The organism is Streptomyces sp. NPDC088732, from assembly GCF_044751205.1.
Lineage (GTDB): Bacteria > Actinomycetota > Actinomycetes > Streptomycetales > Streptomycetaceae > Actinacidiphila.
Genome location: NZ_JBIVLI010000009.1, coordinates 158,072 through 180,112, shown reverse-complemented (window position 1 = coordinate 180,112; position 22,041 = coordinate 158,072). Strand labels below are relative to the sequence as shown.

The 22,041-nt window shown below is 72.5% G+C and carries 23 protein-coding genes, 1 tRNA gene and 1 pseudogene; 17 read left to right on the top strand and 8 right to left on the bottom strand.

Annotated elements, in window-relative coordinates; genetic code table 11:
- Nucleotides 1-137 precede the first annotated feature (137 nt).
- Nucleotides 138-539 (top strand): annotated as a pseudogene (locus ACIP9H_RS17530) (GMC oxidoreductase); the annotation flags it as partial.
- Nucleotides 540-630: 91 nt separating this feature from the next.
- Here the strand turns inward: ACIP9H_RS17530 and ctaD are convergent.
- A complete protein-coding gene (gene ctaD / locus ACIP9H_RS17525) occupies nt 631-2,262 on the bottom strand; it encodes a cytochrome c oxidase subunit I (RefSeq protein WP_401591717.1) in 1,632 nt (543 codons plus the stop codon).
- A 116-nt stretch (nt 2,263-2,378) separates the two neighbouring features.
- Between ctaD and ACIP9H_RS17520 the strand changes: the two genes are divergently transcribed.
- Both ACIP9H_RS17520 and ACIP9H_RS17515 read left to right on the top strand, forming a co-directional pair.
- Nucleotides 2,379-2,978 carry an RNA polymerase sigma factor gene (locus tag ACIP9H_RS17520; RefSeq protein ID WP_401591719.1) on the top strand — a complete coding sequence of 200 codons (600 nt, stop codon included), beginning with the start codon at nt 2,379-2,381 and terminating at the stop codon, nt 2,976-2,978.
- Nucleotides 2,975-3,988: a CU044_5270 family protein gene (locus ACIP9H_RS17515; RefSeq protein ID WP_401591721.1), complete on the top strand. Its 1,014-nt coding sequence runs from the start codon at nt 2,975-2,977 to the stop codon at nt 3,986-3,988. Before ACIP9H_RS17520 ends, ACIP9H_RS17515 begins: the two co-directional genes overlap by 4 nt.
- Nucleotides 3,989-4,004: 16 nt before the next feature.
- On the opposite strand, the gene ACIP9H_RS17510 is transcribed toward ACIP9H_RS17515, so the two are convergent.
- The 3 genes from ACIP9H_RS17510 to ACIP9H_RS17500 form a co-directional block, all read right to left on the bottom strand.
- Nucleotides 4,005-4,739: a siderophore-interacting protein gene (locus ACIP9H_RS17510; protein ID WP_401591723.1), complete on the bottom strand. Its 735-nt coding sequence runs from the start codon at nt 4,737-4,739 to the stop codon at nt 4,005-4,007.
- A gap of 207 nt (nt 4,740-4,946) precedes the next feature.
- Complete coding sequence (locus ACIP9H_RS17505; RefSeq protein ID WP_401591725.1) at nt 4,947-7,172, bottom strand: germacradienol/geosmin synthase; 2,226 nt, start codon at nt 7,170-7,172, stop codon at nt 4,947-4,949.
- A gap of 159 nt (nt 7,173-7,331) precedes the next feature.
- Nucleotides 7,332-7,823, bottom strand: coding sequence for a hypothetical protein (locus ACIP9H_RS17500; RefSeq protein ID WP_401591727.1), 492 nt, complete (start codon nt 7,821-7,823; stop codon nt 7,332-7,334).
- A gap of 129 nt (nt 7,824-7,952) precedes the next feature.
- Between ACIP9H_RS17500 and ACIP9H_RS17495 the strand changes: the two genes are divergently transcribed.
- On the top strand, nt 7,953-8,567 hold the full coding sequence (locus ACIP9H_RS17495) for an HhH-GPD-type base excision DNA repair protein (RefSeq protein WP_401591729.1): 615 nt from the start codon (nt 7,953-7,955) through the stop codon (nt 8,565-8,567).
- Here ACIP9H_RS17495 and ACIP9H_RS17490 read toward each other — a convergent pair.
- Complete coding sequence (locus ACIP9H_RS17490; protein WP_401591731.1) at nt 8,564-10,120, bottom strand: helicase HerA-like domain-containing protein; 1,557 nt, start codon at nt 10,118-10,120, stop codon at nt 8,564-8,566. The genes ACIP9H_RS17495 and ACIP9H_RS17490 overlap by 4 nt on opposite strands.
- Before the next feature lie 97 nt (nt 10,121-10,217).
- Here ACIP9H_RS17490 and ACIP9H_RS17485 point away from each other — a divergent pair, with 97 nt between their 5' ends.
- The gene (locus ACIP9H_RS17485; protein WP_319134963.1) at nt 10,218-10,514 is read left to right on the top strand and encodes a type II toxin-antitoxin system VapB family antitoxin; all 297 of its coding nucleotides are present in this window, start codon (nt 10,218-10,220) and stop codon (nt 10,512-10,514) included.
- Between the two features lie 167 nt (nt 10,515-10,681).
- A complete protein-coding gene (locus tag ACIP9H_RS17480) occupies nt 10,682-11,359 on the top strand; it encodes a LytR C-terminal domain-containing protein (protein ID WP_401591734.1) in 678 nt (225 codons plus the stop codon).
- 81 nt (nt 11,360-11,440) lie between these two features.
- Here the strand turns inward: ACIP9H_RS17480 and upp are convergent, their stop codons facing one another.
- Nucleotides 11,441-12,076 carry a uracil phosphoribosyltransferase gene (gene upp / locus ACIP9H_RS17475; RefSeq protein ID WP_360904179.1) on the bottom strand — a complete coding sequence of 212 codons (636 nt, stop codon included), beginning with the start codon at nt 12,074-12,076 and terminating at the stop codon, nt 11,441-11,443.
- A gap of 157 nt (nt 12,077-12,233) precedes the next feature.
- Between upp and ACIP9H_RS17470 the strand changes: the two genes are divergently transcribed.
- The 6 genes from ACIP9H_RS17470 to ACIP9H_RS17445 all read left to right on the top strand — a co-directional run bounded on the left by ACIP9H_RS17470 (nt 12,234) and on the right by ACIP9H_RS17445 (nt 15,317).
- Nucleotides 12,234-12,434, top strand: coding sequence for a hypothetical protein (locus ACIP9H_RS17470; RefSeq protein WP_401591736.1), 201 nt, complete (start codon nt 12,234-12,236; stop codon nt 12,432-12,434).
- Between the two features lie 221 nt (nt 12,435-12,655).
- The gene (locus tag ACIP9H_RS17465) at nt 12,656-13,201 is read left to right on the top strand and encodes a hypothetical protein (RefSeq protein WP_401591738.1); all 546 of its coding nucleotides are present in this window, start codon (nt 12,656-12,658) and stop codon (nt 13,199-13,201) included.
- Between the two features lie 38 nt (nt 13,202-13,239).
- Complete coding sequence (gene tadA / locus ACIP9H_RS17460) at nt 13,240-13,695, top strand: tRNA adenosine(34) deaminase TadA (RefSeq protein WP_401591740.1); 456 nt, start codon at nt 13,240-13,242, stop codon at nt 13,693-13,695.
- Between the two features lie 10 nt (nt 13,696-13,705).
- A tRNA-Ser gene (locus ACIP9H_RS17455) sits at nt 13,706-13,792 on the top strand.
- A 245-nt stretch (nt 13,793-14,037) separates the two neighbouring features.
- Complete coding sequence (locus ACIP9H_RS17450; protein ID WP_401959674.1) at nt 14,038-14,787, top strand: creatininase family protein; 750 nt, start codon at nt 14,038-14,040, stop codon at nt 14,785-14,787.
- Complete coding sequence (locus tag ACIP9H_RS17445) at nt 14,682-15,317, top strand: translation initiation factor IF-2 (protein WP_401959672.1); 636 nt, start codon at nt 14,682-14,684, stop codon at nt 15,315-15,317. Before ACIP9H_RS17450 ends, ACIP9H_RS17445 begins: the two co-directional genes overlap by 106 nt.
- A 360-nt stretch (nt 15,318-15,677) precedes the next feature.
- Here the strand turns inward: ACIP9H_RS17445 and ACIP9H_RS17440 are convergent, their stop codons facing one another.
- Entirely contained in the window at nt 15,678-17,720 is a 2,043-nt protein-coding gene (locus ACIP9H_RS17440) for a choice-of-anchor D domain-containing protein (RefSeq protein ID WP_401591744.1), read from the bottom strand.
- A gap of 408 nt (nt 17,721-18,128) precedes the next feature.
- On the opposite strand from ACIP9H_RS17440, the gene ACIP9H_RS17435 reads away from it, so the two are divergent.
- The 5 genes from ACIP9H_RS17435 (at nt 18,129) to ACIP9H_RS17415 (ending at nt 21,679) form a co-directional block, all read left to right on the top strand.
- A complete protein-coding gene (locus tag ACIP9H_RS17435) occupies nt 18,129-18,293 on the top strand; it encodes a hypothetical protein (RefSeq protein WP_319663804.1) in 165 nt (54 codons plus the stop codon).
- Nucleotides 18,294-18,321: 28 nt separating this feature from the next.
- A complete protein-coding gene (locus tag ACIP9H_RS17430) occupies nt 18,322-18,618 on the top strand; it encodes a Dabb family protein (RefSeq protein WP_401591746.1) in 297 nt (98 codons plus the stop codon).
- 149 nt (nt 18,619-18,767) lie between these two features.
- Complete coding sequence (locus ACIP9H_RS17425; protein ID WP_401591748.1) at nt 18,768-19,841, top strand: SigB/SigF/SigG family RNA polymerase sigma factor; 1,074 nt, start codon at nt 18,768-18,770, stop codon at nt 19,839-19,841.
- A 168-nt stretch (nt 19,842-20,009) separates the two neighbouring features.
- Nucleotides 20,010-20,864: an RNA polymerase sigma factor SigF gene (locus ACIP9H_RS17420; protein WP_360904204.1), complete on the top strand. Its 855-nt coding sequence runs from the start codon at nt 20,010-20,012 to the stop codon at nt 20,862-20,864.
- 77 nt (nt 20,865-20,941) lie between these two features.
- Nucleotides 20,942-21,679 (top strand): hypothetical protein, encoded by a 738-nt coding sequence (locus tag ACIP9H_RS17415; RefSeq protein ID WP_401959669.1) that lies wholly within the window; start codon nt 20,942-20,944, stop codon nt 21,677-21,679.
- A 124-nt stretch (nt 21,680-21,803) separates the two neighbouring features.
- Here the strand turns inward: ACIP9H_RS17415 and ACIP9H_RS17410 are convergent, their stop codons facing one another.
- Nucleotides 21,804-21,983: a hypothetical protein gene (locus ACIP9H_RS17410; protein WP_360904210.1), complete on the bottom strand. Its 180-nt coding sequence runs from the start codon at nt 21,981-21,983 to the stop codon at nt 21,804-21,806.
- Nucleotides 21,984-22,041: the final 58 nt, after the last annotated feature.

Genomic DNA, 22,041 nt, shown 5'->3' with positions numbered 1-22,041 from the left:
CCGCCGCCGGGCATGGGCTCCTTCGTCCTGCCGGGTGTCGGGCGGGAGTTGCGGGCGGAGCTGGAGGACTCCGGCCGGCTGGCCACGTTCGGCGCGATGATCGCGGACCGGCCGGGCGGCCGTGTGCTCGGCCGCGGGCGCCCGCTGCTGCGCTACGACGTCGACCCGCGCGACGGCCGCCGTCTGCTGCGCGCGATGCGCGCCATGGGCGACCTGCTGTTCGCCGCGGGGGCCCAGGAGGTCCTCACCGGCATCCCGGCCCCCCGAGGGCCCGCACCCCCGCCGAACTCCAGGACGCCCTGGCGCGCGTGACCGTCCGTCAGCTCCATCTGTCGGCGTTCCATCCCACCGGCACCGTGGCCATGGGCGCCGACCCGCGGACCGCGCCCGCCGGACCGGACGGCCGGCTGCGCGGCGTGTCGGGCGTCCACATCGCCGACGCCTCCGCGCTGCCCAGCTGCCCGGAGGTGAATCCACAGCTCAGCATCATGGCGATGGCACTGGCCGTGGCGGAGGCCGCGGTTGCCCGGGTCGGCTGAGCCGGAGCACCGCGCGGGTCGTCGTGCCGTGCGTGTACGGCTGCCGCCGTGCCTGCGTACGGGACGGTGCGTCTGCGCGAGTGCCGGCCCATCACAGCGGTCCCGCCACCGTTTCCGACATGCCCACCTCGGGATGGTGCAGATCGAAGGCCGGCGATTCCGACCGGATGCGCGGCAGCGAGCGGAAGTTGTGCCGCGGCGGTGGGCAGGAGGTCGCCCACTCCAGGGAGCGTCCCCAGCCCCACGGATCGTCGGTCTCCACCTTCTTCCCGTACTTCGCCGTCCGCCAGACGTTGTAGAGGAACGGCAGCAGGGACAGCCCCAGCAGAAAGGAGCTGATCGTCGAGACGGTGTTGAGAACGGTGAAGCCGTCGGCCGCCAGGTAGTCCGGGATGCGCCGCACCATGCCTTCCGCACCCAGCCAGTGCTGGACCAGGAACGTGCCGTGGAAGCCGGTGAAGAGCGTCCAGAAGGTGATCTTGCCCAGGCGTTCGTCGAGCATCTTGCCGGTGAACTTCGGCCACCAGAAATGGAGTCCCGAGAACATCGCGAAGACCACCGTTCCGAAGACCACGTAGTGGAAGTGCGCCACCACGAAGTAGGTGTCGGAGACCTCGAAGTCCACCGGCGCCGAGGCGAGGAGCACCCCGGTGAGCCCGCCGAAGACGAAGGTGACGAGGAAGCCGGTCGCCCAGAGCATCGGGGTCTCGAAGCTCAGCGAGCCCTTCCACATCGTCCCGATCCAGTTGAAGAACTTCACCCCGGTCGGCACCGCGATCAGCAGCGTCATGAAGGAGAAGAAGGGCAGCAGCACCCCGCCCGTCACGTACATGTGGTGCGCCCAGACCGTGACCGACAGGCCCGCGATGGAGATGGTCGCGGCGATCAGCCCGGTGTATCCGAACATCGGCTTGCGCGAGAAGACCGGGATCACCTCGCTGATGATCCCGAAGAACGGCAGCGCGATGATGTAGACCTCTGGGTGCCCGAAGAACCAGAACAGGTGCTGCCACAGCAGTGCCCCGCCGTTCGCCGGGTCGAAGATGTGAGCCCCGAAGGTCCGGTCGGCCTCCAGAGCGAAGAGCGCGGCGGCCAGCACCGGGAAGGCCATCACCGCCAGGACACCGGTGAGCAGCACGTTCCAGGTGAAGATCGGCATCCGGAACATCGTCATGCCGGGAGCGCGCATGCAGACGATCGTGGTGACGAGGTTGACCGCGCCCAGGATCGTCCCGAAGCCGGACAGCGCCAGTCCCATGATCCACAGGTCGCCGCCCACCCCGGGCGAGTGCACGGCGCTCGACAGCGGGGAGTAGGCGAACCAGCCGAAGTCGGCCGCGCCCTGCGGGGTCAGGAAACCGCTCACCGCGATGAGCGAGCCCAGCAGGTAGAGCCAGTACGCGAACATGTTGAGCCGGGGGAACGCGACGTCGGGTGCGCCGATCTGCAGCGGCATGATCCAGTTCGCGAAACCCGCGAAGAGCGGGGTGGCGAACATCAGCAGCATCACCGTCCCGTGCATCGTGAAGAGCTGGTTGAACTGCTCGTTGGTCATGACCTGCATGCCGGGGCGGGCGAGCTCGGCGCGCATCAGCAGCGCCATCAGGCCGCCCCCGCAGAAGAACGCGAATGCCGTGACCAGGTAGAGCGTGCCGATGGTCTTGTGGTCCGTGGTGGTCAGCCACCGCACCACCGCGGTCCCGCGTACGTCACTGATCCTCATGCCCGCCAGGTGTCCGGGACCGCCCGGTGCGTCACGGGAGGACGCCCGCGAGGACCGGCGAAAAGATCACACCGGACGGGTGTGATGATCGGGGCCATGGCGGACACCAAGCGGTCATGAGCACGGACGAGACGCACAGCGAGGCGTTCGCCACGGCCTACCGCGAGCACTACTGGGCGATCTGCCGCTACATCGCGCGGCGGCTGGACGGCCAGGAGCAGGACGAGGTGGAGGAAGTCGCCGCGGAGGTCTTCGCCGTCGCGTGGCGGCGCCGCCGCGAACTCCCCGGGCAGCCGCTGCCCTGGCTGTACGGCGTGGCCCGCAACTGCCTCGCCAACACCGTGCGCGGCCGGAGCCGCCGCCGCAGGCTGCTGGACCGGATAGGGAACCACGAAACGGCGCACGGCACGCACCTCGTGCCGAGCCCCGACACCGAGCGCCCCGGGGCGTGGGTGCACGAGGCGCTGGAACAGCTGCCGGACACCGACCGGGAAGCGCTGCGGCTGACCGCCTGGGAGGAACTCGACGTCGGCGAACTGGCGGTCGCCCTCGGCTGCGGCCGGAGCGCGGCCGCCATGCGGCTGCACCGCGCACGGCGCAGGCTGCGCGAGCAGATCGACCGCATGGGGATGACGGTGGCGGTGGGCGCGGCGCCCCACGCCGCACAGGCCGTACCGGCCATGCGGAACACGGGCGAAGGGGAGTCACGGCCATGACCGAAGAGCGGGACCTGGAGCTGCTGCGGCAGGCCGACCCCGTACCGGCGGGCGATCCGCGGTGGGCCGACCGCCCCCTGGACGCGCGCGCCGAGCATGCGATGCGCCGGCTGATGCGGCCGGCGCCGGCGCGGCGGCATTGGCGCGTGCGGCGCCTGGTACCGGCCGGCGTGGCGGCGGCCGTCGGCGTCACCGCCGTCCTGGCCTTCACCCTGTCGGACGCCGGCAGCACGCCCGCGGTCGCGGCGCCCGTCGCGCTGCGGCCCGAGGCCGGTTCCCCGGCGGTGCCACTGGCCGACATCGCGCGGGCTGCCCGGGACGCCGCCGCGGCCGGCGGTGACACGGTGCCGGGGACACGGGGCGGCGCTCACGTGATGTCGTGGAGCATGAGCATGGAGGAGGGTCCCGTCGCACGGCCGCCCGTCACCGTCCCGGAGGAGCGTCTGACCCGGTGGAACGCCGACGGCAGCGGTACCGAACTCGTCGTCGCCACCGACCCTCTGCACCCGGGCGCGCCCGTCATCACCGACCCCGGCGGCGCCCCCCGCACCGTCGCGGACGGCAAGGTGCTGCACCGCGCGTCGTACCCGCCCGGCACGCTGCTGCCGTACGGGCTGTCCGGTACCGAGCCGCCGCACGACGCCGCGGAGTGGCGCGGCTACCTGCGCGACGTCTACGGCTGCGCCTGCACCCGCACGCAGGACCTGCTGGACGTGCTGCCCTCGGTCCTGGGCGACTGGACGCCCGGCGCCCGGGACATCGCGGCGATCGACGCCCTGCTGGCCGCCGCGAAGGACCTGCGCCCGGTCGGGGCGATCACCGACCGCCTCGGCCGCCCCGGGCAGGCGTACGTCCTCGACACCGGCATCACCCGCATCATGGTGATCCTCGACCCGCGCACCGGCGGGGTCCTGGGCATCGAGACCACCTTCACCAAGGACCAGGCGGCATACCGGGTACGGGCCGGCGACGTGATGTCCTACGAGGCGTGGATCCGAGACGCGGACTGACCGGCCGCCCCGGCGCTCACTCCATGCCGCGCCTGCCGGGAGTCCAGAACGGCTTGGTCAGCACCGACCGCCGCTCCCAGCCGCGTTCGCGGACCAGCACATTGCGCACGAGCTGCACGGTGCGGGCCTCTCCCGCCACGTAGGCGACGCCGCCCGCCGGGTCGTCCGGCAGGTCCAGCGCCCGGACGGCCTCGGCGAGTGCTTCGGAGGCCGCGGCGGAGGCCTCGCCCCGCAGCCGCCAGGTGAGCCGGTCGGCGTGGGCCAGGGGCAGCCGGTCCTCGGCGGTCGCCGTCTCCACGCAGCCGTGCACGGACGCGTCGCCGGGCAGCGCGGCGAGCATGGCGCCCAGCGCCGGCATCGCCGTCTCCTCCCCCACGAAGACGTGGTGCCGGGCCCCCGGGCGGAGCACGAACGACCCTTCCGGCCGGCCCAGCCGCACCCGCGTCCCCACCTCCGCCGCCGCGCCCCAGCGGGCGCCGGGACCCGGCTCCGGGTGCTCCAGCACGCACACCTCGATCGCCCCCGCCGGGTCGTGGTGCCACACCGAGTACGTCCGCCGGGTCAGCCCGTCCACGTGCACCCGCACCTGCTGCCCCGGCCGGCAGGCCGCCTCGCCCAGTCCCGGCCCCTCGATCCGCAGCCGCCGCATGCGGGCGGCCACGCGCTCCACGGACACCACCGTGCCGTGCAGCAGGAACCGGTCGAGCAACCGGTCGCGCAGGGGGGTGCGTTGGCTGCTGATCGCGTTCATTCGGGGGGAACTCCTCGCCGCGGGGCCGCAGATGCGGGTCCACCGTAGGTCAGGCGAAGCGTGCGCCGGCCACCGGCCCCGCGCCGGGCGCCCGTTCGCGCCGTCCGGCCGGCCACCGAATTCACGCCGTGACGGCGGCCGCCCGGCCTGTACGGAGGGGGGCCTCCCGCCCGGGCCGCCCCCCTCCTGCCGTCGCACACCGACGCGCTACCGCGCCCCGAGCGCCGCGGCGAGCCGGGCCGCCGACGTGCCCAGTCCCTGCGGCCCGGCGGGGGCCTGGGGGCTGCCGGGCGGGCGGCGCACTTCCTCCTCGTCGTAGCGGTGGCAGCCGCGGTGCCAGGCGAGGATGCCCGCGAGCCAGTTCTCCAGCTCGCGCACATGGCGGTCCACGGCCGCGCGGGCCTCCGGGCCGAGGGCGAAGTCGTCGCAGAGCACGGGCAGTTCGTTCGCCGCCACGTGCTGGAACTCCCGCATGCGCCCGGCCATCAGGTCGTGGACGACGGCGAGCGAGGCCTTCTCGTCGCAGTCGAAGAAGTTCTGCACCACCAGCAGGGCGTTGTGGATCTCGCCCTCGAACTCGATCTCCTTCCGGTAGGAGAAGACGTCGTTCAGCAGACCGGCGTAGTCGGCGGCGGAGTTCTCCAGCGACCGCATCGTCCCGCTGCGGTGGACCTCGTCCGGCAGGACCTCGCCGTGCTCCAGCCGGCACAGGCTCATCGTCAGCTCGGACCCGAAGGTGCGGCGGCGCATCTCCAGGTAGTCGACGGGATCGGGGATCCGGTTCTGCGCCTGATTGGCCAGCTCCCACAGCCAACTGGCGGTCATGCTCACGACGGCGGCCCGGAGACGGTGCCGCGCCTCGGGCGTCATCGGCCCTGATGTGCGCGTCCACAGGTCGGCGAGCCCGCGCTCCAGTGCGTTGAGCGGGGCAGGCGCCGGCGCGCCGTCGGCCGGCACGAGGGCCGAGAGGCGGTCGTGGGCGGCGCGGGCGCCGGCCAGGTCGCGGGTGCGGCCGAAGACGGCGGGGAACCAGTCGTCGGCGTAGGTGCCCCAGGTGAGCCAGCCGGAGGTGAGCTCCAGGTCCTCCGGGGACGCGTCGGGATGGATGCCCGCGGCGCACAGCGCGAAGTCGAACGCGACGAGTTTGCGCTCGTCCCACACGAAGGAGCGAGGGACCCCGGGCTGCGGCTCCAGCATGCCCATCCGGTGCGCCCAGTCGACGACATGGCGCCGCGCCCCGTCCAGGTGCGGGCTGAGCCCGGCGGGGAACGGCATGGGGAAGTCGGGCAGCGGGAGCGGCCCGGTCCGCCGCGGCCGGTGGGTGAAGGCCCGGGCGCGGGCGGCCTCGGCGCGCCCCGTGGTGCGCACGGTGCCGGCCGACAGGCCGATCCCGCCGGGCAGCGCGAAGGGCGACCAGCCCGGGCGGGCGGGGGCTCCCGCGCCGCCGCCGTTCATGTAGCGGCTGGACCGCATGTGCCACTCGTGGCCGCCGGCCTGCCAGTCCTGGAGGCCCTTGATGTACGCGAGCACGGCGGCGCACTGCGCCGCGTCGAGCCCGTGCTCGGCGCACAGCGGCGGCAGTTCGGTCACCGCGGTGTTCTCGAACTGGTGCAGGCGGGAGGTGAGCAGGTCGTTGACGGAGTCCGCCGCCTCCTGGGTCGTGCACCCCAGGAAGGTCTCCAGGACGAGCACGCCGTTGCTGAGCTCGCCCTCCTCCTCGGTCTCGCGCTGGTACGAGAACAGGTCGTTGCGCAGGTGGACCGCGTCGGAGAAGGCGTCCCGCAGCACGAGCATCGGCCTCGACCCGGCGATCGCGGCCGGCACCTCGGCCCCGGCCGCGTACTCCACCAGGCCCGCGGACCACGGCGCGCCGCCGACCTTGCGCCGCATCTCGATGTACTCCACCGGGTTGGGCACCCGGCCCGCGTTGATGTTGGACAGCTCCCACAGCGACTCGTTGAGCAGGTGCTCGGTGCTCTCCGCGAACCGCCGGCGCCAGTCCGGCGACATGGCGGGGACGGTGCGCCGCCACAGGTCGGCGAGCCCCGCCTCGACCGGGTTGACCGGCTCCGGCATGTCCTGCGCCAGGTCCATCGGCATGAAGGCGGGCAGCCGGTCGAGGTAGGCCTTGCCCCCGCGCCGGTCCTGGGAGCGCTTGAACGTCTCCAGGAAGTGGTCGTCGAAGAAGAAGACCCACACGTACCAGTCCGTCACCAGGGAGAGTTCCGGTCCCGGGCAGTCGGGATGCGTGTAGGCGCACAGCAGCGCGTAGTCGTGCGCGTCGAGGTCGGCGGTGTCCCAGATGCCCGAGCCCTCCAGCATCCCCATGTCCCGCGCCCAGGTGCGGGAGTGCTCCCGCGCCTCCTCCAGATGGGGGTTCAGCCGCGCCGGGTACGGCAGGTAGAAGTCGGGCAGTTCAAATGGCTGCGTCACTCGTTCAGCGCTACCCGTGCGGGTGGGGGCTATCCGGCAGGACGGTTTTGTCACACGAAGGGGTGATGAACCGAACATGACGCCGCGACCCGGGTGGCGTTCGGGGACGCCTCCGGGGCCGCGGCGTGCTTGTGCACGGCAGGGCCGGCCGCCGACCGGTCAGGCCGGGTGGCCCAGCTTGTCGTCCCTGCCGTGGCCGTCCCCGCCGTGGTGGTCGTGGTGGTCGAAGTGGTCGGGGTGGTCGCCCCAGCCGCGGCACAGGGCCCAGATGATGAAGATGTCGATCGCGATCATCAGGAAGGCCCAGAACGGCGTGTAGGGCAGCCAGGCGAAGTTGACCAGGATGTTGAACGCGATCAGCGCCACACCCGCGACCCGTGCCCACTTCGGCGCGCTGGAGAGCAGCGCCGTGCCGACGATGAGGACGAGGACTCCCAGCACGAGGTGGATCCAGCCCCAGGCCGTCAGGTTCCACTTGAAGATGTAGTGGCCCAACCGCACCCAGACGTCGTCCTTGGCGATGGCGGAGATGCCCTCGAGGATGGCCCAGACACCGGAGACCATCATCAGGACGCCCGCGAACACGGTCCCTCCGGTCGCCCAGCCCGAGTGGTGGTGCGGCTGCTTGACCGACTGCGTCTGCTGGCTCATCACAACGCTCCCATCGCGTCGGTGGCTGACACCTCACACGGTCCGCCCGCGCCGCCCGTTCGGCCATCCGCGCTGGGCCGTCCGGGTGACGCGGGAGCGGCGCCACCCCGCCCGCGGGATGATCGGTCCATGGCAACCACACTCCGGCTGTCCCAGCAGCCCGAGGCCGACGCCCTGCTCGGCCGCAGCCCGCTCGCCGCCCTCGTCGGCATGCTCCTCGACCAGCAGATCCCGATGGAATGGGCCTTCACCGGCCCCTGGACCCTCGCCACGCGCATGGGCCGCGACGACCTGGACGCCCACGAGATCGCGGCGTACGACCCCGAGACCTTCGTCGCCCTGTTCTCCGAGAAGCCGGCCGTGCACCGGTACCCGGGATCGATGGCCAAGCGCGTCCAGCAGCTGTGCCAGTACCTCGTCGAGCACTACGACGGCGACGCCGAGGCGGTCTGGCGCGGCGTCCGCGACGGCAAGGAGCTGCTGCGCCGGCTGGGCGACCTGCCCGGCTACGGCAAGCAGAAGGCGCAGATCTTCCTGGCCCTGCTCGGCAAGCAGCTCGGCGTCACCCCCGAGGGCTGGCGCGAGGCCGCCGGCTCCTACGGCGACCAGGGCTCGTTCCGCTCCGTGGCCGACATCACGGGCCCGGAGTCCCTGGACAAGGTGCGGGCCTTCAAGCAGGAGGCCAAGCGCGCGGCGAAGGCGGCCCAGCCCGCGAAACCCGAGAAACCCCAGCAGAAGGGCTAGCGGCGGCGCCGCCGCTTGGACGTGCCGAAGAGGGACCGGGTGATCTCGCGCCCGATCTGCGTGCCGACGGAGCGGGCCAGCGACTGGAAGACGCCGCTGCCCATCACCTGCTCCACGACGCCCGGTTCCTCCGTGGACCGCTGCCCGCGTTCGGCGGGTGCCCGGGACGCGGGCGGGGGCGGGGCGGCCTGCGCCGCGGCCCGTTCGGTCAGGCGCTCGTACGCCGACTCCCGGTCCACCGCCTGGGCGTAGCGCGGGTAGAGCGCGGAGCCCTTGACCGCCGCGTCCAGCGCCTCGGGGGCGACGGGCCCCATCAGCGACCGCGGCGACCGCAGCCGGGTGGCGGCGACCGGGGTGGGGGCGCCGTTCTCGCCGAGCACCGTGACCACTGCCTCGCCGGTGCCGAGACCGGTGAGCAGTTCCTCCAGGTCGTAGGGGGAGACCGGGAAGGTCCGGACCGTCGCCTTGAGCGCCTTGGCGTCCTCCGGGGTGAAGGCGCGCAGCGCGTGCTGGACCCGGTTGCCGAGCTGGCCCAGCACCTCGGCGGGCACATCCTTGGGCGTCTGCGTCACGAAGAAGATCCCCACCCCCTTGGAGCGGATCAGCCGCACGGTCTGGGTGATCGCCTCCAGGAACGCCTTGCTCGCCCCGTTGAAGAGCAGGTGCGCCTCGTCGAAGAAGAAGACGAGTTTCGGCCGCTCCAGGTCGCCGGCCTCGGGCAGTTCCTCGAAGAGGTCCGCCAGCAGCCACATCAGGAACGTCGAGAACAGCCGCGGGCGGTCCTGCACGGCCGCGAGTTCCAGTACGGACACGATTCCGCGCCCGTCCCCCTCCGCCGTCCGCAGCAGCTCGGCCGTGTCGAACTCCGGCTCCCCGAAGAAGGGGCCGGCGCCCTCCGCCTCGAAGGCCGTCAGCGAGCGCAGGATGACCCCGGCGGTCGCGGGCGGGATCCCGCCGATCCCCTTGAGCTCGCCCTTGCCCTCGTCCGAGGTGAGGAAGGCGACCACGGCCCGCAGGTCCTTGAGGTCGACCAGCTCCAGGCCCTTGCTGTCCGCGTAGTGGAAGATCAGGCCGAGGGACTGCTCCTGCGTGGTGTTGAGCCCGAGCACCTTGGAGAACAGCACCGGGCCGAAGCTCGTCACCGTGGCCCGCACCGGAATACCGGGGCCGATGCCGCCGAGGGCGTAGAACTCGGCGGGGCAGCCCTGCGGCGACCATTCCTGGCCGGTCTCGGCGGCGCGCCGCGCCACGCGGTCGCCCGCGGTCCCGGGCGCGGAGACGCCGGAGACGTCGCCCTTCACATCGGCGAGGAAGACGGGGACGCCCTGGGCCGACAGCTGCTCCGCGATCAGCTGGAGCGTCTTGGTCTTGCCGGTGCCGGTCGCGCCGGCGACCAGCCCGTGCCGGTTGAGCATGCCGAGCGGGACGCGGACGGGGGCGTCCGGAAGGCATCGTCCGTCCCACAGGAGCGCCCCGAGTTCGAGCGCCGGTCCGGTGAACGCGTACCCCTGGGCGATGGCCCGGACGGCGTCGGGCGTCGTCGGCGTGGTCATGGGCTGCTCCGCTGCTCCCGCTATCACCGTATTTGCCCACCATCGCACTCCTGCGCCATTGCTGCGCCCGTACGCCCTTGCCCGGTAGGCTTTCCGTGTGATCTTCAAGCGCATCGGAAACGGGCGGCCGTATCCCGACCACGGCCGGAAAAGCACCCGTGAATGGGCGGACGTCGCCCCACGTCCGGTACGCCTCGACCAGTTGGTCACCACGAAGGGGCAACTCGACCTGGAGACCCTGCTCGCCGAGGACTCGACGTTCTACGGGGACCTGTTCGCCCACGTGGTGAAGTGGCAGGGCGACCTCTACCTGGAGGACGGGCTGCACCGCGCCGTGCGCGCGGCGCTCCAGCAGCGCCAGGTGCTGCACGCGCGCGTGCTGGAAATGGACTGACGCCGGTCCGGTCCGCATCGGCCCGGACGGGTGAGGCGGCACTTTCGGGCCGGTCCTGACATCCGTTCAGCCGATTGTTGACCCTTTCGGGTTCAAGTCGTCCCGATTGGCCGCGATTGGTTGATCGTTTAGTAGGCCAAGTCGGAATCCAGCACTACGCTGCGCACATGAGCATGCTGACGCCCCCTGGCATGGGCGGGAAGTACCGTGTCACCGGGAACCAGTACCCACGAATGCGCCGTCCGCGGAGCCGGTTCAGGATCGTGACGGTACTGGTCACGACCGTCGCCGTGCTCGGCCTCGCCGGCTGGGGCACGCTGCAGCTGGTCGATGTCTTCGACGGCGACGCCGCGGCCAAGGGCAGGACCGCGCAGGCGGCCAACGCCTCCAAGGAGCGGGCCTGCAAGGCGGCCGCCCCCGCGCCCGGTACGTCCGGCGCCAAACCCACCGCGTTCCCCGAGCCCGGGCAGCTCACGGTCAACGTCTACAACGCGACCGCCAAGAGCGGCCTCGCCAAGAAGACCGCCGACCAGCTCGCCGCCCGGGGCTTCAAGATCGGCACCTTCGGCAACGCCGACCCCCAGTACGACCGCAAGGTCACCGCGGCCGCCCTGCTGCTCGGCGGCTCCGGCACGAAGGCCGAGGCGGCCATGAAGCTGGTCGGCGCCCAGTTCAAGGGCACCACCACCCTCAAGCCCGCCGGTCCCAAGAGCAAGCACGCGCCCAACACCGTCGACCTGATGATCGGCAAGGGCTTCACGACACTCGCCGCCGACAGGGTCGTCAAGCAGAACCTCGTCGTCCTCGCGAAGCCGAGCACGGCCCCCCGGCCCGCCGGCTGCTAGGGCGCTCCTTCACGACGTCAGGGCGGTACGGACCCCGCACCCCGGGGTCCGTACCGCCCTGACGTCTGCGAACGCGGCCCGTCAGCCCGCCGTGCCGTAGAGGCGGTCGCCCGCGTCGCCGAGGCCCGGGACGATGTAGCCGCTCTCATTGAGGTGGCTGTCGACGGCGGCGGTGACGACGGTGACCGGCTTGCCCGCCAGGGCGCGCTCCATGGCCTCGACGCCCTCCGGGGAGGCGAGCAGCACCACGGCCGTCACGTCGTCCGCGCCGCGCTCGATCAGCAGGTCGATCGCGGCGATCAGGGTGCCGCCGGTGGCCAGCATCGGGTCCAGCACGTACACCTGCCGGCCGGACAGGTCCTCCGGCATGCGCGTGGCGTAGGTCTTGGCCTCCAGCGTCTCCTCGTCGCGGATCATCCCGAGGAAGCCGACCTCCGCGGTCGGCAGCAGGCGCACCAGGCCCTCCAGCATGCCGAGTCCGGCGCGCAGGATCGGCACGACCAGCGGCCGCGGGTGGGAGAGCCGTACGCCCGTGGTCCGCGCCACCGGCGTCGTGATGTCGACCTGCTCGGTGCGCACATCACGGGTGGCCTCGTAGGCGAGCAGGGTGACCAGCTCGTCGGCCAGCCGCCGGAAGGTCGGCGAGTCGGTGCGCTCGTCGCGCAGCGTGGTGAGTTTGTGCGCCACCAGGGGGTGGTCGACGACATGGATCCGCATGCCCACGACTTTAACGGCGTGGCCCGCGCCGGGCAGAAGCGGCCGCCCGGAGCGCCTGTGCAAAGGGCCGCATTGAAACCACACTGAAGGGGGAAGACGAGCCATTGCGCCCGGACCGTCCCGCCCGGGCCCCGCGGATCACTAGAGGTGGTGCCCCATGGGGGAGCACGACGACAGTGGCGCCGACGAGAGCGACGCCCGTACCCAGCAGGAGCGCGACGCGGAACGCAGAAGGCGGCGCGCGATGTTCCTGCGGGAGCTGAACGAGGCCAAGGAACTCCGTGACCGCGTGCAGCCGCGCAGGGCGCGCGCGGCGCGGGCGCGCCAGCAGATGCGGATGCGCACCTTCCGCTGGTAGGCCACCGGGACGGGCGAACCACCCCCGCCGGAGGTGTTCCGGCGGGTCCGCGCAGGCCGCCGCAGGGAAAAAGCCGGAAGCCCTGGCACGCGGCACGCGCGGAAGACCCTTCGCAAAGCCGAGGTTTCTGCCACGATGCCGAGTGTGGGCGGGGACCCCGAGCTGATCATCCGGCTCCCGCCCGAAAGTCCGGACGGCCTGAGACCTGTGGGAGAGTCACGGTGTATTTCGCCGCACTGCTCGCGCGCACCGAGGACGGTTGGGAAGCGCGCGAGACCGATCTCGACGATGTGGAAACCCTCGGCGACCTGACCGAGGTGGCCCGCGCCGCCTCGACCGAGGAGGATACGGTCCTGGTCTTCATCGAGCAGGAGGACGCCTGGTTCGGCGTCGTCCGCGTCGACGGTGAGGAGGACCCCCGGATCTACGTGTCCGACGCCGCGGCCGCGGCCCGCAGCTCCTACGGCGAGATCCTGCTCACCGACGAGCTGCTGGGACGCGACCCCGAGGACCTGGACGAGATCGTCGACCTCGACGGCACCGAAGAGGGTGACAGCGAGGAACTCGACGACGACGACGTGGTGCCGGGGCCGAAGGAGGTACACGTACCCGTGGGCCCCCTCGGCGACGCCGAGCTCCTCAAGGACCTGGGGATGGACGACAAGGAGCTGCTCGCGCTCAGCGGCGACGGCGCGCTGACGGGCGAGGCCCTCGGCGAGATCGCCGACTCGCTGGGCTGCGCGGACGTTCTGGAGGCGGTCCGCTGACCGACCCCGACCCGCTCCGCGACCCCTGGGCCGGGCCCATGCGGCTCGCCCTCCACGAAGCGACCCTCGCCCCGCGCACCGGCGACGTGCCGGTGGGCGCGGTCGTGCTGTCCCCGGACGGCACGGTCATCGGCCGGGGCCGCAACGAACGGGAGGCGTCCGGCGACCCGACCGCCCACGCCGAGGTCCTGGCGATCCGCGAGGCCGCCAGGACGGCCGGTTCCTGGCGGCTCGGCGGCTGCACGCTGGTCGTGACCCTGGAGCCGTGCACCATGTGCGCGGGCGCCGTGGTCCTGTCCCGGCTGGACCGCGTGGTCTACGGCGCCCTCGACGAGAAGGCCGGCGCGGCCGGTTCGCTCTGGGACCTGGTCCGCGACCGGCGCCTGAACCACCGCCCGGAAGTGATCTCCGGGGTGCTCGCGGAGGAGTGCGGTGAGCTGCTCACGCGCTTCTTCCGCACAAACGATTTCGGAGCACACCCGGACGTCCGCTAAGCTCTCCCTCGGTAGCGTGTCCGAGCGGCCTAAGGAGCACGCCTCGAAAGCGTGTGAGGGGGCAACTCCTCCGTGGGTTCAAATCCCACCGCTACCGCTCTGAGCAGGTGAGGGGCGTCACCTAGGAACTTCCTAGGTGACGCCCCTCGTCCGTTGGTCTCAGTTCCGGTCTCAGCTGGCCGGTACGAGGGCTCCTGAGGAGCCGCCGTCGTCCTCCTCCGGTTCATCCCGCGGGGAGCACCACAGGGTGCTTCCTGGCTTGCCGGCAATGTTCTGCGAGACGGGGTCTGCAGCACGGCACGTGGGCTGGAACGGTCAGCATCGGCGCGGCGGACGCTCCACATGCTCGTGACGGACATCGCGCAGTCCCTCGAAGCGGCCGGCATCCGCAAGCTCGTCCTGGTGAACGCCCACGGCGGGAACTACGTCCTGTCGAACATCGTCCGGGAAGCCCACCTCATCGAGCCGCGCATGAGCCTCTTTCCGCAGAGCGGCGAATGGCACCGCGCCCGCGAGCGCGCCGGCCCGGCAACCAACGCGCACAAAGACATGCACGCGGGAGAGATCAAAACCTCGATCCTCCACCACGCGGAACCGTCCCTCGTCGGCCCCGGCCACGAGACCGCCGACCACGACGGCGGCGAACGTCGCTTCCTCCTCACCGAAGGCATGAAGGCGTACACCGAGACCGGCGTCATCGGCTTCCCGTCCCACGCCACGGCCGAGAAAGGTCGCGGCGCACATGAGGGTCCTGGGCCAGTGACGAAAGGTGGCTCGCCCCCTTGCGGGCCGCACCGGCTGAGTACGATCACCTGCACCGGTCTGATACGCCGGCGGTTGCCCGCCGCGCGCGGCGCCGGAAGGGTGAACGCATGCGTCGACTGCTTTTGCTCGCCCCGCTGTTGCTCGCCCCGCTGCTGCTGTCCACCGCCGGCTGCGGGGTGGTGCAGTCCTCCGAGGACGAGGCGACGGACGCCGCGCGTGAGGTGGCGCGGAAGGCCGGCGAGCGGCTCTACGGGCAGCGTCCGCGGACGGCGGAGGAGGTCGGGCGCTCCGCTTCCGGCATCGACGGGGTGGAGGTCCTGCGGGTGACGGGTACCTCGACACACAACGGGGACGGCATCGACGTGGTCGTCCGCACATCCGGCTCGGCGTACAACAGATGGCTCGACGCCGAGGAGGTCACCGTGCAGCGCTGTTTCGCGGTGCGGGTGTCGCCCAAGTCAGAGTGGCGCGAGGATCCCCGTGACGTGGACTGCCCGGATGGCCCCCCGCTGACCTTCGCCCCGCCACCCGAACCGCCCCGGCTGCCGTACGAGGAGCTCCAGGTGAAACTACCCCGGGTGCCGGAGGGCGACCGGGTGGACGAGGCTGAGGTGCGCCGCACGCTCGCTGCCCTGGACCTGGATCCGGCGATCCGTACCGAGGTGAAGGCGGACGACGGCCGGGTCGGTGTCCTCCTGTCGGTAAAGGGCAACGGCTTCGACGCACAGGACTGCCTTCTTGCCCGCGTGAGTCCCGGCGCCACCGAGGTGTGGGTGCCGCCCCAGATCCAGCGGATGCCCGGAGAGAGCGGCTGCACCGTCGGTAACGCCCTGGACCCGGCACCACCACCGCACTGAACGGGGTGACTGCCTCCGTCGAGAAGCCGCCTGCACCTTCCCCGCCGCCTCCGCGATGTCGCTCAGCGCCTCCGCCGTCCCTCAGTAGAGGCTGGTGAGGGGGCAACTCCTCCGTGGGTTCACATCCCACCGCTACCGCTCTGAGCAGGTGAAGGGCGGCACCCAGGAGCTTTCCTGGGTGCCGCCCTTCGGCTTTGCTCCCACATCCGGTCTCAGCTCGGCCCGCACAAGGGCCCCGGGGACGGGAGAACCAGCGCCGTAGCCCTGGCCATTCCGCTGAGGAACCGCACGCCGCCGGAGGCCCGGCAGCCCGAGCTGCCGGGTCCCACGTCGTCGCCGGCCCGCTGCCCGCGCCGCGGGTCAGTCCTCGTCGCGCGTCACCCGGGTGGTGACGGTCGCGAGGTTGTTGCCGGGATCGGGGTCGGGCGTGCTCGCGACCGCACGGGCCGTCGCGGTGACCGGGCCGAGGCCGGACGGCGCGGTCAGGTCGACCTCGAACGTCGCCGTGCGCCCGGGCGCGAGATCACCGATGGTCCACACGACCCGCTGGATCGACGGGTGCGGGCCGCCGCCGCTGAGGAACCGCACACCGCCGGAGGCGCGGGTGCTCGCTCCCCACCAGGTGATGTCGGGGACGGGTCCGTCCTCGGGGCCCGGGCCCGGATCGTCCTCGAAGGGGCGTCCGCGGCCGAGGAGCTCCAGCGTGGCGGCCACGCCGGTGGCGGTGTCCGGGCCGTTGTTGACCACCCGCACGGTGTACGTCATCGGGCCGCGCGGGCCGACCCCCTCGGGCGCGCTGAGGGTGATCTGCACATCGGCGGTGCCGCCCGTGGCCGCGAGACCCGTGCCGGACAGCGCCGCGCTGCGGACGCCCGCGGTGGTGTCCACGGTCAGCGCGGCGGTGCGCGGCCCGGTCGCCGTGGGCCGGAAGGTCACGGCGATCGTGCAGCGGGCCCGCGGGGCGAGGGTGCCCGCGCAGGTGCCGGTGCCGAGGGCGAAGTCCGCTGCGTCCGCACCGGACAGGGTCACGCCGTTCACGGTCCGGGGCGTGGCGCCGCGGTTGGTGAGCGTGAACGTCCGTTCCGCGCCGGTGGTGTTCAGCGGCGCGCTGCCGAAGTCCAGGCTCGCCGGGCTCAGCGCGATGTCGGGCGTGGCGATGCCCAGGTTCAGGTCGCTGGGTCCGGCCACCCCGTTGCCGAAGGCCACCGTGGCCGAGGAGGTCGCGGTCGGGCCGGAGGGGGCGGTGGCCACCCGTGCCGTGTAGGAGAGGGTCACCGTCCCTCCGGCGGCCAGCGTGCCGCCGGACGCCGCACCTGCGCCGGTGCCGAGCCGTGCGGTGACCGAGGACGCGGTGACCGTGACGGTGTCCGTCGGCGGCGCGGCGCCGTCGACCCGGAGGTTCGTCACGTCGGTGAGATTGGTGAGGGTGTCGGTGAGGACGACGCCCGTCGCGGGGGCGTCGCCGGTGTTCACCACGGCGCGCGAGACGGCGACGGCGTCCCCGGGGGCGAGGCCGCCGCCGTCGACGTCGGTGATGCTCGACGTCCTGAACTCGGGCTGCGCGGCCTGGGGGTAGCTGAAGCCGTACCCCAGGGCGACGCCCGCGGTGCCGCGGCCGCCGGTGAACCTGCCGTCCGCGGTGGTCGCCCCCGGCTGCCAGGCGCTGTCGCCGACGGCGGCGAACTCCCCGGCGCCGATGGTCACCGGCGACCCCTTGGTCGCCCCGCTGTCGACGCGGACCCCGACCGGGGAGGCCCCGGCGCCGACGGCGTCGTCGAGCAGACCGCCGACCCGTACCGTCCGTGCCGCCGCGGCCGCGATCTGCGGGGACGCGGCGCGCGGGGTGTCACCGTCCTCGACCAGGGCGCCGGGACCGGCGACGAGCACCACACGCTTGGGGACCGCGCCCTTGGCGGCGCCCCCGGTATAGGTGGCGGCGAGCCGCCAGCGGGTCGCGGTGCCCCCGTCGACGGTGCCGGTGAAGGTGGCGTCGGCGGCCCTGCCGGTGAAGACGGCCGGCAGCTGTGCCATGGCGATGGTGCGGCCGCCCACGGTCGTGGTGGTGACGGCGGCGTCCGGCAGGGTCACGGACGTCGTGCCGTCGCCGAAGTGGTAGGCGCTGTCGACGCCGGCCGGGTCGGCGGGAGCGCTGTCGGAGGAGAAGAACACGAAACCGGCGTCGAGCGTGCTGCCGTTGGGGGGTGCCGCCACGAGCCGCGCGCCGGTGCCGCCGGCCCCGCCGGCGTGGGCGAAGCCGTCGCCCGCCGTCGTCACGGTCCGCTGCAGCGTCAGCGGGGGCACGGGGGTGCCGGTCCCGGCGGCCGCGGCCGGCAGGACGGCGGGCAGTCCGAGCGCGAGCAGTGCCGGGGCGACGACGGCGGCCGCGACACGGGGGAGCGACAAGCGTCGGGATATCTGACGCACGGTCAAGGAAACCTCCGCAAAGGGGCGCGGTCGTGGGGGGACGAAGCGCGTTTTCCGTATGGTGATCAGTCAATTACGCACCGTAGGGGCGGGGGGATGCCCCTGCCACCGGGCGTCCGCATCCGGGTGATCATCCGGCGTGCCGCTCCGCGGTCGCGGGAACTGACGGCCCGGAAGACGGGGCGGGAACCGGGCCCGCTGACGCCCCGTCGGCCCCGCGCCGGGCGGGCACGGCTGCTCCGCGCACGGTCGTCCGGGCAGGCCGCCGAGGCCCTCCGGGCACGCCCGCGAGCCGCCGCGGCCACCTCTCCGGAGCACCTGCGAAGAGCCTGAGGTGACGCCACATGAGACCGCCTGATTAGCCCATCCGGTGGATACACTCCAGCCATGGCGCAGGCGAAGAAAGTCACCATGTACGTCCTCGTGGTCTTCGTGCTCTATACGATCATCACGTCGCCCGGACGTGCCGCTGACCTTGTACAGGTGGGCTTCCAGGGCATATCGGACGCCGCCAAGGGCGTCGGTGAGTTCATGACCGCGCTGATCAACTGATCGGCCACGACCACGAGGAGTCGGCGCCGTGATTCGCCACCTGGTCCTGTTCAAGCTCAACGAGGGCGTCGAGCGCGACGACCCGCGCGTGGTGGCCGGCGTACGGGCCTTCGAACAGCTCGACGGCCTGATCCCGGAACTCCTCTCCTGGGAGCTCGGCTGGAACATCTCGCCGCGCCCCATCGCCTACGACTTCGCCCTCAACGCCTCGGTCGCCGACGAGGGCGACCTCGCCGCCTATCTGTGGCACCCCGCCCACCAGGCAGGAGTGGCGCAGTGGCAGGAATTCGCCACCTGGGTGGTCGCCGACTACGTCGTCGAGTGACGGCCCCGGCCGGCCCCGGTCCCGAACAGCCCTTCGCCCGCCGGGCGGAGGGCTTTTTCGTCTAGCACCGCGCCTCGCTTGCACACAGTGCACATGAATTGTGATGCTATGACCGCTTTTGCCGGATGAGTGGACCGATGAGGAGTGGCATGCCCGTGTCGGCCCGTACGGCGTCACCAGCAATTCCCGGCGACGACAGCGGGACCGGTACGGAGGACGCCCGGGGCGAGGGAGGGAGCGGCCGGGACGGCCGGCTGATCCACAGTGCCCGGGAGGCCGCGGACGGCCACGACGGGCGGGAGCCCGCCGGTGACGCGAAGGACACGGCGGCCCCCGGCGCCCAGGACGGTCACGCCGCGCCGGAAGCCGGGGAGCCGCAGGACGGCGGATCCGGTCCGGACGGTACGGGCCGCCCGGTCGGCCGGCCCGGCGGGACCCGCTCGGGGACCACCAACACCAACGCGATCGAGGCGCGGGCCCTGACCCAGGTGCTGTTCGAGCAGCTGACCGGGCTGGAGCCGGGGACCCCGGACCACGCGCGCGTGCGGGCCGCCCTGATCGAGGTCAACCTGCCGCTGGTGCGGTACGCGGCGGCGCGCTTCCGCAGCCGCAACGAGCCGATGGAGGACGTCGTCCAGGTCGGCACGATCGGGCTGATCAACGCGATCGACCGGTTCGACCCGGAACGCGGCGTGCAGTTCCCGACCTTCGCGATGCCGACCGTGGTCGGCGAGATCAAACGTTACTTCAGGGACAACGTCCGCACCGTCCATGTGCCCCGCCGGCTGCACGAGCTGTGGGTGCAGGTCAGCGGCGCCATCGAGGACCTGACGGTGGCCCACGGGCGGACCCCCACCACCGCCGAGATCGCCGACCGGCTGAAGCTGTCCGAGGACGAGGTGCTGGCCTGCCTGGAGGCGGGGCGGGCCTACCACGCGACCTCGCTGGAGGCGGCGCAGGAGGGCGGGGAGGGGTCGCCGGGGCTGCTGGACCGGCTCGGTTACGAGGACCCGGCGCTGACCGGGGTCGAGCACCGCGACCTCGTACGGCACCTGCTGGTGCAGCTGCCCGAGCGCGAGCGGCGGATCCTCCTGCTGCGCTACTTCGGCAATCTGACCCAGTCCCAGATCAGTGCGGAACTGGGGGTTTCGCAGATGCATGTGTCACGTTTGCTGTCCCGGAGCTTCGCTCGGCTGCGATCCGCAAATCAGCTCGAATCGTAACCTTTGCGGGCGACCCTCCCTGCGGAAATAAGTCGACATGGCGCTACAGCGTGTTGCCGACATGTGACATTCTGCGGGAACAGCGTTTGTCGCGGTCCGGCCTCCGGTATTCCAGTGGAGGAACGAACCGTCGCCCGCGACACCCGTCCGCGACCTCAAGGGGGTGGCATGTCCGTAGAAGTGGGCAGTCCGAAGGTGCTGAACACCGAGGCGCCGCACGATGCTCCTGTCGACAGCCTCGACATCGCCGGTCCCGCCGTCGTCGACACCCGCACGCTGTCCCGCTCGCTGTTCCTGCGGCTCTCCGAGCTGACGGACGACAGCCCCGAGCGGGCCTACGTGCGGGACACGCTCATCGAACTCAACCTCCCGCTCGTGCGGTACGCGGCGGCGCGCTTCCGCAGCCGCAACGAGCCGATGGAGGACATCGTCCAGGTCGGCACGATCGGCCTCATCAAGGCCATCGACCGCTTCGACTGCAACCGCGGTGTGGAGTTCCCGACCTTCGCGATGCCCACGATCGTCGGCGAGGTCAAGCGCTTCTTCCGCGACACCTCGTGGTCGGTGCGGGTGCCGCGCCGGCTCCAGGAGCTGCGGCTGGCGCTGACCAAGACCAGCGACGAGCTCGCGCAGAAGCTGGACCGCTCGCCGACGGTCGCCGAACTCGCCGTCGCGCTGGGCGTGTCGGAGGAGGACGTGGTCGACGGCCTCGCGGTCGGCAACGCCTACACCGCCAGCTCGCTGGACTCCCCGCCGCCGGAGGACGACGGCGGCGAGGGCTCGCTCGCCGACCGGCTCGGCTACGAGGACGCCGCGCTGGAGGGCGTGGAGTACCGCGAGTCGCTCAAGCCGCTGCTCGCCCAACTCCCGCCGCGCGAGAGGCGGATCATCATGCTCCGCTTCTTCGCCAACATGACCCAGTCGCAGATCGGCGAGGAGGTCGGCATCTCCCAGATGCACGTCTCCCGGCTGCTGACCCGCACGTTGGCGCAGCTGCGCGAGGGGCTCACCGCGGAGCACTGAGCCGTTGCCCGGACCGGCCGTGACGGATGCGCCGGTTCGGGGCTTCGGTACTGACGGTTCGTCATTACACTGGTGCGATGGCGCACATACCGACCGGTCGGCGGGGCGCACTCGCCGCGGCCTCGGCGGCCGTCGTCTGCCTCGGCACCTTCGCCGCCCTGGGCCCGGACTGCGAGAGCGCGGGAGCGGGCCGGGTCGCGCTCGGCGCCCCCGGCCCCGCGGGCAGCGCCGCGATGAACGTGCCCACGGCCGCCGCCGGGGAGCCGGTGCCCACGGACGGCGGTGCGGTTCCGCCGCGGCACGGCAGCCCGGCACCCCGCGACGACCGGCCGTCGGGCACTTCCGGGGCGAGCGTCTCCCCGTCGCCGTCCGCATCCGCCACGGCGCCCGCACCGGGCAGCACGGCCACCACGAGCGCGACGGCGTCCGCCACCGCCGCCCCGACCGGGTCCGCCCCGGCATCCGGTTCCCCGGTGCCCGCGGCGACACCGTCCGCGTCGGCGGACGGGCCCGCCCGCCTGGTGGTGAGCGCGGTCGCCCGTACCGCCGCCGAGGACCGCTGGTGCGAGAACGTCACGGTGACACTGGCCAACACCGGTGGTGGTCCGGCCACTTCGGGCACGCTGGAGTTCGGCACCCACATCGTCGGCCTGCTCGGCATCGACTGGGCCACGATCGGGAGCAGCGACCCGGTGCCGGTGCCCCTCGCGGGCGGGGCGCGGTCCACGCGGACGTGGACGGTGTGCGTCGACGCCTGGCGCGTCCCACCGGGCATGCACGTCGAGACCCGGGACGTCTCCGTCCGGGTCCCGTGAGCGCGCGAACGCGGTGGGCCGGGCGCCCGGCGGGGCGCGCACCTTCAGCAGGCCGGGCGCACACTCCCGCCTCGAACCGGCGGCACTGCTCCGGTGTCCGGGAGTCCCGGGCACCGGTGACGGGTCAGGACAGGGCGAACCAGGCGACGGCGGCCACGACCACGACGGCCGCGATGATGCCGACGATCAGTCCCGTCCGGTTGCCGCCGCCCGAGGCCTGGGCCTGCGCGGGCTCCTCGTCGACGAAGGCGCGGAACATCTGGGTGTTGCCGGCCGGGTCGTAATTGTTGTCAGGGGTAGTCATGGTGCAGGACCCTAGCGAAGTCATGTCGGGCCGGTCACCCCTGGGGCCCGGACAACCG